The organism is Rhizobium sp. SG570 (assembly GCF_012275345.1).
GTDB classification, from domain to species: domain Bacteria; phylum Pseudomonadota; class Alphaproteobacteria; order Rhizobiales; family Rhizobiaceae; genus Rhizobium; species Rhizobium lusitanum.
On the sequence record NZ_JAAZQI010000015.1, the window covers coordinates 1 to 12,496 of the forward strand.

The following is a 12,496-nucleotide window of genomic DNA, read 5'->3' on the forward strand; positions in this document are numbered from 1 at the left end:
CGAAGCCGAGGAGCAGCACTACGCCATGCTGGACGAACCAGCCATGGCCGCATAACTTAAACCAAACGGCCTCCGGCAAACCCGGCGCGGTTCAGAATCGCGGTACGTGCATCGTGCGGCCCGGCGTCGATTAATTTGTGGATTGGTTGCTATTGGACATCGGCACCGGAATGCTTTAGAGGCATTTGCGAGTGCGCTTGCTGGTTTTCATGGCGAGTATGGATCCAACAATCTCAATGGTCTGGGGTATACATAAGTTTTTGGAACGAGAAGCGCGAAAGTTGCATGGAAGGCGCAATGCGACTTGGCTAGTGGTCTAGGTTGTATTTGGTTGACGCCAAATAGTTAAACGTGTGGGTGGATCGAGAATGAAGGCGGTAATATTTGCTGGTGGGTTCGGAACTCGGCTAGCCGAGGAGACCGGAGTTAGGCCAAAGCCGTTGGTTGATATCGGTGGAATGCCGATGCTTTATCACATAATGCAGATTTATTCCGCCCACGGAGTAAACGACTTCATTGTTCTGGTTGGCTATAAAGGGCATATGATTAAGGAATACTTCCTAAATTTTATGGCCCACGTTCAGGATATTTCCATCAATCTCAGAACAGGTGGAATAAGCTATGTGGATGGGCACCGCTCGAGGCCTGATTGGCATATAACCGTAATTGATACCGGCGAAAATACCATGACTGGTGGTCGCTTGAAGCGGGTTCAAAAGCTGTTGGAGGGAGAGAGCCATTTTGCGGTAACTTACGGCGACGGCGTGTCTGACATAAATATCTCCGCGCTAGAGTCGTTTCATAAATCGCACGGCCTGGTTGCAACAGTGACTGCGGTTAAGCCGCCTGGTCGTTTTGGGGCTCTAAGCATCGAACAGGGGACGAATACAGTCACGCAATTTGTAGAAAAGCCTACTGGGGATGGCTTTTACATTAATGGTGGGTTTTTCATTCTCACTCCTCAAATATTCGACTATCTGACAGATGATAGCTGTGTATTTGAGCAGGAGCCCTTGCAAAACCTCGCCAGCGATAGCCAGCTCAAAGCCTACGTTCATGATGGTTTTTGGCAATGCATGGATACCTTGAGAGACAAGCAATATCTTGAGAGCCTCTATCAGAGCGGCAACGCTCCTTGGGTCAAAGGCAAAGTATCCTAAAATGATCACGACAAAAGATTTAGTCGCTCCCTTTCAGGGAAAGCGTGTTCTCGTAACAGGTCACACCGGCTTCAAGGGGAGCTGGCTCTGTACAATTCTCGACCTGCTCGGAGCGGATGTGTTCGGCTATTCGCTTGCCGAGCCGGTTGACAAGCGCCACTCTTATTATGCGCTCAATACGCTGTCGTTCATAAAGAATCCGCAGACCCACATTGGCGACGTGCGCGACCTCAATCGCTTTCGCGACGAATTTGTTGCTGCGCGGCCTGACTATATATTTCATTTGGCGGCGCAGCCGATCGTTTCCATTTCTTATACGGATCCGTATCTCACGTTCAGCTCGAATATTTTAGGGGTTTTAAACGCCCTCGAGATTCTCAAGGCTGAGGGAAGCCAGACCACGGCCGTCATTATCACAAGCGACAAATGCTACAAGAACAAGGAACAGGCGGCCCCCTATATCGAGAATGACGAGATGGGGGGCGACGACCCTTACTCCGCTTCCAAAGGTGCCGCTGAACTTGTCTTTCATTCTTACAGTACCTCTTTCCCGGACCTTTGCCAAAAATATGGTTTGGCCAGTGTACGTGCCGGGAACGTTTTTGGTGGCGGCGATTGGTCAACAAATCGGTTGATTCCCGATTGTGCTAGAGAGCTCTTCTCGTCGCAATCGATTACGATCCGAATGCCCAAGGCCGTTCGCCCATGGACATTCGTCGTTGACATATTGTTCGGTTATTTGATTCTGGCGGCTAACCTGCGCGATCAACCTGCGGAATTCCGTGGTTCGTGGAATTTTGCTTCCCGAGAAACCAAGACCGTCCGGGAGGTCGTGGAGTTATTTATTGAACGCTTGGGCTTTGGAACGCTCATTATCGATGAAGCTAGTGCGTTCGGCAAAGAAGCAGGCCTACTACTGATTGATCCCGCTAAGGCAGAGCACAAATTGGGCTGGCGACCGAAGTTCTCCGTTGCGGAGGCACTTGCGCAGACTGCGGACTGGTATCGGGATCAGCATCAAGGAGAGCATATGGCGAACGTGTCGCACACTTTTATCAAGGATAACTATCTTTAGAGGTTGAATCGATGAGAATTCTCGTGTCGGGCGGGACCGGGTATGTTGGGGCCGCTTTGGTGCGGCGTCTCGTAGAGCGGGGTGATACAGTCGCTGTGTTATCGCGGGGCCATGCGGCAGATACTGATGATGTTACTCGCGTACCATATACGACGTTGGATGATTTGGCGGAGTTTTGCAACGATTGGCGTCCCGAGGCCGTTGTACACTTAGCCGCGAGCCTACGGAAGGACATCGAGTTTTCCAGCGTTGGTGCTCTGGCAGCTGCAAATGTGATACTCCCTTTGCATCTAGCTTCAGCAGCAAATGCAAGTGGCGCCAATAAATATATTAATATTTCCACTTTCTCGTCGTCTGTCGATGGCAAAACCTATTCCCCGCAAACGCTCTATGCCGCTACTAAAAAAGCCTGCGAAGATCTGCTGACCTATTATCACCAATCAGAGGCGTTGAAGGTATGTACGCTTTGTTTTTATGACGTCTACGGTCCCAAACAGCCGCATGATCGATTTTTGAACTCTTTGATCAAAGCCGTCATTCAGGGGCAGCCATTTTCAATGAGTCCCGGCAAGCAAGAAATCTGTTTCTTGCATGTGGAAGACGCCATCGAATCCATTGTCTACGCGCTCGAAACACCGTCCTGTTTTGAAAACCCTGTGGAAAATATCTATTCGGTTTTTGGACCGAGCGTTTATCAACTTGGTGAACTCCCGCAGGCGATTGCAAAGTTATTATCCAAGCCGGACGTGACCCTCGTCCATGATAAGCCTTATCGCAAAAATGAAATAATGAAGTTTTCCCCTAGGTACCCTTTGCTGCCTGGTTGGAAGCCGAACGTTTCGTTTGATGACGCGATTAAAGCCATTGCCCTAGACGAGATGACGCAATGAACAATCCGAAAATTCTCCACCGAGTTTACTGCGATGATATGCCTCCATACGAGGATCCATTCCTTCATTTCCTTCAGACATGGAGGGATGAAATGCCGGATTATGAAATTAAGAAATGGAACACGGCGAACATTGACCTGAACGCGAACGAATGGATGAGGCGGGCAAGCGCTGCTAGATCTCCTGTTTTCTTATCGGAGTATGCTCGCTGGGCGGCCCTGAAACAGTATGGCGGCATGTACATCGACGCGGACTGTGAAATTTTGAACGGACAAAAACTTCACGGACTGATAGAGGAACTTTACGCCTCCGACGAATATGATGCATTCATTGGGGTTGAAGAACGATCGAATGGACATCCAACCGCTCAGACTATTGCGGCGAAACCCAACTCCGAACTTGTTGATTTCATGCTTGATATGTATGATCGGTGTCTTTCAAGTTCGCTATGGCATTGGCGCGAAGAGAGAGGTCTGATTGGGCCGCAGCTCATGGGCCTTTATTTCAGAGATCGCGGTCAGCATATGAACAAGGGGTTCTTCTGTAATCTGGATGAGCCGATGGTATTTGCGAGAGTTAAAATATATACGCAGGATTATTTCTCTCCCAAATTCACCATCGCAGGCGACCATCTCTTTAAAACAAAGAACACATGCGTCTATCATCTGTTCGCCAACCTGAATGTGGATGAAATGCATCCCGAAGGCCAAGAGTTGCGTCAACGGCCTATGCGTTTCGATGAGTACGTCACCTATCTAAAAGAGCGTAGAGAAAAGTATGGGGAGATGGGTGGGGTCTTTCGTTCACCGTTGGAAGCGTTCGGCGGCCTTCGGAATGCTTCGGGTGAGATTAGTTTTGGCAGGGCGCTACGATTTGCTCTTTTGCATCCGGTGGAGATGTTAAGAATTATCAAGAATAAGCTGAAGGCCTGAAGAGCGATGACGATCAAAAAGCTGCATCGGATATATTTTGGCTTCGATGGAAAGCCAGATCCGTATATCGGCTATCTCGATACTTGGAAGCAGCAGCTTTCAGAGTATGAGATCTGCAATTGGAATGCCGAAAACCTACCGCTTGATATCTGCGAATTTTCGCGGACGATGTATGAGCTTAAAGACCATGCATTTCTGAGCGACTATTTTCGTTGGTGGGTGTTGCGAGAGCACGGCGGAATTTATCTCGATGCGGATATTGAGATCGTAAATGGTGGACTTTTCAACCAGATCGTAGAAAGGGTGGAGCAGAGTCCGGAGCTTAACGCCGCGATCGGTATCGATAATCGAGAGGGTGGTTGGTATACCGCGCATTCTGTTATCTCGAAGAAGGCAGGTGCATATGCTCAATTCATGTGCAGCGTTTACGAGGGGCTGGGACCAGTTTCCATTTGGAGACGCAAGATATTTTATTTTATGGCTCCCCAGCTTGCCGCGCTGTATTTCGCGAAAAACGGACATAACCCAGATGGCATGGGCACCTCGCCGAATTTGGATAAACCAATTTCGATAAGCGGCGTGGAGGTTTTGCCCCAGGAATATTGGTCCCCGATGACTCCGGCCATGAAGGATGGGAAATTGGGTTTTGCGATCAACGCACTAACAGAAAACACAAGTATTTGTCACCATTTCTCGTGTTCCTGGCATGATGAGGATTCGCCATATCGAATGTCACGAAATGCTGAGATAGGCTCGAATGCTCTACTGATGGATCTTGTGAATGCCGAGAACGGACTAGATTCAGGTAAGAGTGGTATCGGTTCCTTGCAGCAAAGGAATTCTTTTCCCTTCAGGCTGGTCAGAAAGTCGCGCCGCATCGCCCGCAAGAGCCGCGAAGCGCTGCCGGTGGCAACAAGAAGACTAATCAAGTTCATTCGCGAAGCGTAGAAAATTTAGCGGCAAGGCGATTTGCAACTGACGCCTCGAATTCGGAACGCACTTCAACCGTGTGGGTCTACCATGATTGGAAAACTGAAAGCGCGACTCGGGCAATTTATCGAGAGACGAGTAGCACTTGCGCTCAAGGGTTCCGGCGTCAGAGACATTTTGGGCGACATCTCGAATCAGGGGGCTGCCCTCCAAGAGACTGTTGACGGGCTCAAAGTCCGCTTGGACGATCTCTCGAAAGACAAGAGTGCCTCTCTAAATCTTAGAGATGAGATGCGGCATCACATAAATGACTTTTCGGCCTATAAGGCCGATTATATAAGCTTCAGGGATGATATACGCGCGCGGACGCGCCCATACTATTATCTCGGTCAATGTTGGGGATTGACCTGGCTCGATACTGGATTGCCGTTTTTTGTGAAGACCGATGAGAGGGAAATAAGCCCCTGGATCATCCTCGGCGGCACATGGGAAACATATATAGACAACATATTATCCGAGTACATTTTGCCGGGCATGACCATTGTCGATATCGGCGCCAATATTGGATATTACACAATCAAGTTTGGATCGCAGGTAGGTCCCGACGGGATTGTGCATGCGTTCGAACCAAATCCTGTCGCGTTAAATTATCTGCGCGAGAATGTTCTCTTGAACGGATTTCAAGGTCGATGTGTAGTCCATCCAATCGCTGCTGGGCAGGAAAGTACTACTTCTAAACTATATTTTACGGATGAGGCACTGGGTAGTGGGTCTCTTTTGGAAGATGGGGGAAATTATTATAGGAAAGATCATGAATCGCTAAGTAAATCCGTTTCAGTTCCTGTGGAGCCAATTGATGCGATTTTGGGCCAACTGGATTGCGCGAACTTAATCAAGGTCGATGCCGAAGGTTACGAGCCATTCATCCTGCGTGGTGCGGCTGAGCTAGTCAGGCGGTCAAAAGACTGCGCATTCTTGTTGGAAATATGCAGCCTCACGTGGGAAAAAGTGTCGTCTATAGAAGAAACGATGGCGCCAATTTTGGAAGGCCGTGCGATTTACGCTGTACTGCCCGGGTCTCGATTGTTGAAACTAGAGGTATTTGAAATTCGGGGCCATTTGGACCAGTACGAGAACAAGATGGCGAATTTCTTTATCTGTCCTATCGAGCGAATTGAGCGGATTGCGAAATTTATTGTCATAGATATTTGATTTTGAATGCGACATTTCGGGAGATGCTCCATTTCGTGTTCTGCGGTTGTCGCGGGTTGTATATTCGACTATGGCCAATCCGTTGTGGCGGAATTCGCAGAAGTTCCTCAGTTAGAGGTGTGACGTAACCACCCGATTGGCACCGCCTGCCGCTTAACGAGCTGATCGACTAAGACACGTGTTTAACGACGTCGTTAGCGACGTGTCTTATGCGGGTATTGCGATGCGGGTCGAAATTCTTGGGCAAGAGCGGCGGCGTCGATGGCGCGACGATGAGAAGCTCGCAATTGTCATGTCGGTTGGAGATGGTGGAGCGACGATTACAGAGGTTGCCCATCAGCACGATATTACGCGCCAGCAGATTTACGCTTGGCGTAGCGAGCTGAAGAAGAAGGGACTGCTCTCGGCGTCATCGGATGCATTGTTCATCCCGGTCGACATGGAAGCGGTGCAGATGGATGTCGCTGATGACCGGGAAAGGAGCTCCGAGCTCGTCGAACTGCGATTGAGCTGCGGCCGCACCCTTCGCTTCGGCAGTGCGGTCGATACGGCCGCCCTAACGCAAATCATCCGGGCAGTGGAAGCAGCATGATCGGGCCTGGGACGGGCGTTCGGGTCTATCTTGCCTGCGGGATCACGGACATGCGCAAAGGAATAGAAGGCCTGGCAGCCCTTGCACAGGATGTCCTGCACCAGAAGCCAACGGGCGGCGCGGTATTTGCCTTTCGGGGCAAACGAGGCGATCGATTGAAGCTGCTGTATTTTGATGGCCAAGGCTTCTGCCTGTACTACAAGATCTTGCAGAAAGGTCGATTCCCATGGCCTTCGGCGTCCGACGGGACGGCGCGACTGACGTCGGCCCAACTGGCGATGTTGTGGGAAGGGATCGATTGGCGTCGTCCGGATTGGGGGGCGCCACCGGCTCGTGTCGGGTGATTTTATCCCTCTGAAACCACTCGTTTTTATGGCAATTTACCTTGACTTGTGGTAGTCAGGATCATGTCAAACGCAACGGCAAATCTCCCGGACGATCCAGCCTTTCTCAAGGCAATGATTGCCGCTTTGCTGGCGGATAATGCGAAGATGTCGGCGACGTTGCAGGCGCACGACCAGTTAATCCAAACACTGCGGCTACGCATCGCCAAGCTGAAGAAACAGGTCTTCGGCAAGTCCTCCGAAAAGATCGAGCGTGAAATCGAGCAGTTGGAATTGGCGCTTGAGGATCTATTGATCGCCGCCGCTGAGGGCAATACGTCCCCGATCGATGAAGCCGATGAGACGGCGTCTGTTGTGCCCTTGGCGGATGCATCGGAAAAGATCATGCGCCGACGCCCACGTGTGTCGGACACGGCGGTTCGCGAGCGCCGAGAACTCGATCCTGGCGCCTGCTGCCCGGAATGCGGAGGTGAGTTGCGTCTTGTCGGTGAGGACGCCAGCGAAATGCTCGACATGATTGCGGCTCAGATGAAGGTGATCGAGGTCGCCCGATTGAAGAAGTCCTGCCGCTGCTGCGAGACGATGGTGCAGGTGCCTGCGCCCAGCCGCCCGATCCCTGGCAGCATGGCGGGCGCTGGCCTTTTGGCGTACATTCTGGTCTCGAAGTTCGATGACCATTTGCCGCTATACCGCCTGAACGAGATCTTCGCCCGTATGGGTGTCGACATTCCCGACAGCACAATGGTCGATTGGTGTGGTCGCGCCATGCAGGTCCTTCAGCCTCTCATCGCACGGATCGAAGCTGCAATCATGGCAAGCGACCTGCTCCATGCGGACGATACCCCGATCCGGGTGCTGGATCGCTCGCTGCGAGACAAGGGCTTGGGCAAGGGTGTGAAGAAGGGCAGGCTCTGGACGTATGTGCGCGATCAGCGCCCCTGGGCTGGCACTTCCCCGCCCGGTGCAGTCTACTACTTTGCTCCTGACTGGAAAGAAGAGCACGTCCACCGCCACCTCAAGCAATCAAGCGGCATCCTTCAGGCTGATGGCTACAAAGGCTACGGCAAGCTGTACTCACCTGGAGAGGATGGAACGTCTCGCTTCAAGGAGGCGGCCTGCTGGGCCCATTGGCGACGAGACTTCCACGACATCTGGATATCGAACAAATCCGAGATCGCCCGCGAGGCTCTCGATCGTATTGGTGCTCTTTACGACATCGAGCGAGGCATCAACGGCCAGCCTCCTGATATACGTCTTGCCACGCGTCAGGCCCAAAGCAAGCCAAAGGTCGATGCATTGCGCCACTGGGCTGAGGCTCAACTGACGCGCATTCCTGGCAAAAGCGATCTGGCTGCTGCGTTCCGATACGGCTTGAGCCGCTGGGCATCGCTCTGCCTGTTCCTCCAAGACGGTCGCGTTGCGATCGACAACAATGCCGCTGAGCGGGCCCTGCGTCCGATAGGCGTTGGAAGACGCAACTGGCTCTTTGCGGGAGCCGACACGGGAGCGGAAACGTTGGCACGCGCCATGACGATCATCGAGACGGCCAAGATGAATGGTCTTGACCCGCAGGCCTATCTGGCTGACGTGCTCGATCGTATCCACGATCACAAGATCAATCGGTTAGACGAATTGCTTCCGTGGAATTGGGCTCCTATTACGGCGATCCGCGCTGAAGCTGCCTGATGGCCACCATCACATATGTCTTTACCCTCAGCCATGTCGCAGAGATGCTCGGCGAGGACTTGGAGCTTCTGCAGGCGATCGTCTCGAACTCCGACAATCTGACATATGGGAGCATCATCAGTGTCATAGAAGGCGACGATGCATCGGTGACCGCCTTGACCGACGATGGCATCGACGAACTCACACACATGCTATCAGAGGCACGCAGGTCTCCTGCCACCTGGGCCGAATTCCTGGACGACTTTGAAATCTTGGCGGATCCAGATGCGATCGCTCGTATCAAGGCAAAATCTACGCGGTAACAACCGGGCCGTTACGGTGTGACGGCTGTTGAGCAAGAAACGGCGGGGTCTTGCGCATATTTGCACAAAGGGTTATTCGCAGCTTCCATGCTTTGCCAGGGGGCGCCTTAAAAAGGACTGCATGTCTCTATTGCTGAGGCAAAGCAAGAAACTGATGATGGATTGCCTGTGACGAATCTTACAATCGCCAAGAACGAGATGCGCTATCACGGCGCAACATGGGATATTGCCGAGGCGATGTCGAATTTCCGTTTGGCCGCACTGCTCGGTTGGCAGGATGTCGCGCAGCGCTATAGACGATCACGCATCGGCGCGTTCTGGCTAACCATAAATATGGGTGTTTTGATCGGCGCGCTCGGTCTTGTTTTTGGTACGATCTTCAATTCTCCGATGAGCGAATTTCTCCCTTTCATATGTGTCGGGTTGATATTTTGGGGTTATTACAATCAAATTGTTAGCGAGGGATGTTCCGGCTTTATATCCAATAGCGAAATAATATTGCAATTGGATATACCATTTTTTACATATATACTGAGACTTTGGTATCGAAACACCGTAATACTCGCGCATAACGTGGTAATATATCCAATTGTTCTGCTGATATTTTGGAAGTCAATCGGGCTTGCGGCGTTGCTAATCGTTCCTGGATTCGTTCTCGTCACTCTGAATATGACCTGGATCGCGTTGGTGCTTGCGATCCTGTGCACGCGTTACCGTGACCTTATTCAGATCGTTCAGAATATCATGCAAGTCATGATGTATGTGACGCCGATCATGTGGATGCCGGATCACCTGCCAAAGAGCGCCTCGCATGCGATGTTGGATTACAACCCATTCTTTCATCTGATCTCGGTCGTCAGAAACCCGCTTCTTGGCCAGGCCGTTACCGTCACGAATTGGGTCGCGACGGCCGGCATCGCCATTGTTGGTTGGTCTTTTGCGCTTTGGCTGCTGAGAAAATACAGAACCCGTATCGCATATTGGCTGTGAGCCGAATCAACAAAGATCCCAGAGAGCACAGGCGATTATGACGTCTATTTCATTGCAGAATGTCACTGTCGACTTTCCGATTTATAACGCGCGGGGTAGGTCGCTCAAAAGTCGCGTCATGAATATGGCGACTGGCGGTTCAATCAATTCGGAAGGCCACGGTGTGGTTGTCGTTCGCGGTTTGGACTCTATCAGTTTGGAGTTAAAGGAACATGATCGCGTCGGCCTTATAGGGCATAATGGCTCAGGGAAGACGACGCTTCTGCGTGTTCTAACGGGTGTTTATGCCCCAACTTCAGGGAAGATAGATATAAACGGAAAATGCACCTCTCTAATCAACATCTCACTCGGGATTGATCCCGAGGCCACTGGTCGTCAGAATATTTTCCTCCGGGGTGCATTGTTGGGTTTCCGGAAAGAGGAAATGAAGAGGCGACTCGATGAAATCGAAGAGTTTAGTGAACTGGGCGGCTTTCTCGAAATGCCTGTGCGAACCTATTCGACAGGCATGCAATTGCGATTGGCATTCTCTATTTCAACAATCCTTCAACCGGAAATTTTGATCATGGATGAGTGGCTAGCGACGGGCGACGAAGGTTTTAAAGCAAAGGCCAATAAGCGGCTTAATGAGCTGGTTGAGAAAACGCAGATCTTGGTGATCGCAAGCCATGCCAAGGAACTTCTCGCACAAAACTGTAACCGGGTTATCTGGCTCGAGCACGGGAGGGTGCACATGGATGGCGAGCCGACTGAAGTGCTGAAGAATTATTTTGGCACCTGATCGGGTATAGTACAAACAGCAAGGCAAATATTGCCGACTTTTGCAAATGGTCGAATTTAACGATCAGGCCTGTTAGAGAATTTTGACGAAGGATTGACCCTGCCTGACTGTGTTGACAGGTCGTTCATTTTCGTTCCTGCGTGTGTTAAGAAATTGTCATAAACGCAATAACACGCGCGGCATAAATGGACAATGATAGGCAACTTGAGGCTCGATCTGGTGGCTGGATGCCCATTGATCCCGCTTCGGTAAAATCGGCTCCTATTTTCATTCATTCGAGCTTCCGAACTTCCAGCACGTGGTTGTGGGGTCGATTCCGTCGTTTGCCTGAGGCATGGGCGTATTGTGAAATTTTTCACGAAGCACTGAAATCGATGACCGTCGATCAAGCACGCGGCATGAACTATCGGGACGGTGTCTGGAATTCGCGTCATCCGCCATCTGCACCCTATTTTTTTGAGTTTGTTCCATTGTTTGAGGCTGAAGGGGGAATAGCGACTTATGACTCTTCGATGGCATATGAGCGGTTCATTCCCGAGGCTGGCTTAGACGGCATTCTTAGCGCTTCAGAACGTGCTCACATTGATGCTTTGGTCGAAAACGCCAATTCGCTTGGCCGCAGAGCAGTGCTGACCGACACACGGACCTTGGGGCGAGCGCGTGCAATTAAATCGGCTTACTCCTCGCCCTCAGTTTTGCTGGTTCGCAATTTGTTTCACCAATGGTCGTCGTACTCATCTCAGGCTCTAGCAGGAAATCCGTATTTTATTGAAATGACTGACAGAATTGTTCGAATGGCTGGACACGATGAGTTTTCGCGATCGCTCGATCAATGGTATTCTGATCGAAAAGTCGCGTGTGATGACACAGCGATGTTCAAAACCTTTCTCATCCATCACCTCTATCTCTATGCACATGCCTTCGACGCAGTGGATACCGTTTTGGATGTCAATGAAATTGCGCGTGACGATGCCTTACGGCGAAACAAAGAGAACGAGCTACTTACACTAACTGGCTTGTCAGTTGATCTTTCCGATGCGCAAGCTCAATTTACAATGGCGGATTTAAATATCGATAATATTCGCGAATTTGTCGATGACATTGAGCAGTGGATGAAGCGAGTTGCTTCATCTGGTTCCTCCTTGGCTGGGTGCCAATTTGTCGAGCGCCTAAAGAAAGAGGCGCTGGAAGAACTCGATAAGTTCCTGTTCTACACAGCCGGAACTAAGAAGCATTATGTATCCCTGTTAAAAAAAGGGGAAGACAGCGCATATGGCCACGTAGCGCGATTGTCGCAGGAATGTTCTGAAGTGAAATCCGAACTAATGGCAAATAAGCGACAAGTTGAGAGTCTGACTTCCCAGCTTGCTGAATCCAGCGATGAATTGTTGAGAGCAAAGGAGCAAGTCCAGGCAGTTTTGGACTCATCCTCGTGGCGTCTTACATGGCCACTGCGGTTTACAAAGAAAATATTTGCGAAGAGGGACTGAATGCAGGGGTGGACCGCCGTGCTTAAAAACTACTGTTCGACGGGACAAGCATCGATAGCGTGTAACGGGTGATTGATACTGTCAGGCAAAATATCGGCATGCGGTGTCATTT

13 protein-coding genes are annotated in these 12,496 nt (G+C 50.8%); all 13 read left to right on the forward strand.

Features of this window, described 5'->3' with window-relative positions:
- Window positions 1–368: 368 nt before the first annotated feature.
- Window positions 369–1,160, forward strand: a complete 792-nt coding sequence (rfbF, locus tag FHT28_RS25945; RefSeq protein WP_113102897.1) for a glucose-1-phosphate cytidylyltransferase — start codon at window positions 369–371, stop codon at window positions 1,158–1,160.
- Between the two features lies 1 nt (window position 1,161).
- Window positions 1,162–2,235 carry a CDP-glucose 4,6-dehydratase gene (gene rfbG, locus FHT28_RS25950; protein WP_168597746.1) on the forward strand — a complete coding sequence of 358 codons (1,074 nt, stop codon included), beginning with the start codon at window positions 1,162–1,164 and terminating at the stop codon, window positions 2,233–2,235.
- Window positions 2,236–2,246: 11 nt separating this feature from the next.
- A complete protein-coding gene (locus FHT28_RS25955) occupies window positions 2,247–3,125 on the forward strand; it encodes an NAD(P)-dependent oxidoreductase (protein ID WP_168597747.1) in 879 nt (292 codons plus the stop codon).
- A 38-nt stretch (window positions 3,126–3,163) separates the two neighbouring features.
- Window positions 3,164–4,057, forward strand: a complete 894-nt coding sequence (locus tag FHT28_RS25960; RefSeq protein WP_281408469.1) for a glycosyltransferase — start codon at window positions 3,164–3,166, stop codon at window positions 4,055–4,057.
- A gap of 6 nt (window positions 4,058–4,063) precedes the next feature.
- Window positions 4,064–5,005, forward strand: a complete 942-nt coding sequence (locus FHT28_RS25965) for a glycosyltransferase (RefSeq protein WP_168597749.1) — start codon at window positions 4,064–4,066, stop codon at window positions 5,003–5,005.
- Between the two features lie 72 nt (window positions 5,006–5,077).
- On the forward strand, window positions 5,078–6,199 hold the full coding sequence (locus tag FHT28_RS25970) for an FkbM family methyltransferase (protein ID WP_162734517.1): 1,122 nt from the start codon (window positions 5,078–5,080) through the stop codon (window positions 6,197–6,199).
- 223 nt (window positions 6,200–6,422) lie between these two features.
- A complete protein-coding gene (locus FHT28_RS25975; RefSeq protein WP_168597750.1) occupies window positions 6,423–6,791 on the forward strand; it encodes a transposase in 369 nt (122 codons plus the stop codon).
- Window positions 6,788–7,135 (forward strand): IS66 family insertion sequence element accessory protein TnpB, encoded by a 348-nt coding sequence (tnpB, locus tag FHT28_RS25980; RefSeq protein ID WP_168597751.1) that lies wholly within the window; start codon window positions 6,788–6,790, stop codon window positions 7,133–7,135. Before FHT28_RS25975 ends, tnpB begins: the two co-directional genes overlap by 4 nt.
- A gap of 63 nt (window positions 7,136–7,198) precedes the next feature.
- Window positions 7,199–8,821 carry an IS66 family transposase gene (locus tag FHT28_RS25985; protein WP_168597752.1) on the forward strand — a complete coding sequence of 541 codons (1,623 nt, stop codon included), beginning with the start codon at window positions 7,199–7,201 and terminating at the stop codon, window positions 8,819–8,821.
- A complete protein-coding gene (locus tag FHT28_RS25990) occupies window positions 8,821–9,123 on the forward strand; it encodes a hypothetical protein (RefSeq protein WP_168597753.1) in 303 nt (100 codons plus the stop codon). The genes FHT28_RS25985 and FHT28_RS25990 overlap by 1 nt, the downstream gene beginning before the upstream one ends.
- A 168-nt stretch (window positions 9,124–9,291) precedes the next feature.
- Window positions 9,292–10,113, forward strand: a complete 822-nt coding sequence (locus tag FHT28_RS25995; RefSeq protein WP_348645020.1) for an ABC transporter permease — start codon at window positions 9,292–9,294, stop codon at window positions 10,111–10,113.
- Between the two features lie 37 nt (window positions 10,114–10,150).
- A complete protein-coding gene (locus FHT28_RS26000; protein WP_113102890.1) occupies window positions 10,151–10,894 on the forward strand; it encodes an ABC transporter ATP-binding protein in 744 nt (247 codons plus the stop codon).
- Window positions 10,895–11,079: 185 nt separating this feature from the next.
- The gene (locus FHT28_RS26005) at window positions 11,080–12,384 is read left to right on the forward strand and encodes a hypothetical protein (protein WP_210255869.1); all 1,305 of its coding nucleotides are present in this window, start codon (window positions 11,080–11,082) and stop codon (window positions 12,382–12,384) included.
- The last annotated feature ends 112 nt before the right edge of the window (window positions 12,385–12,496 follow it).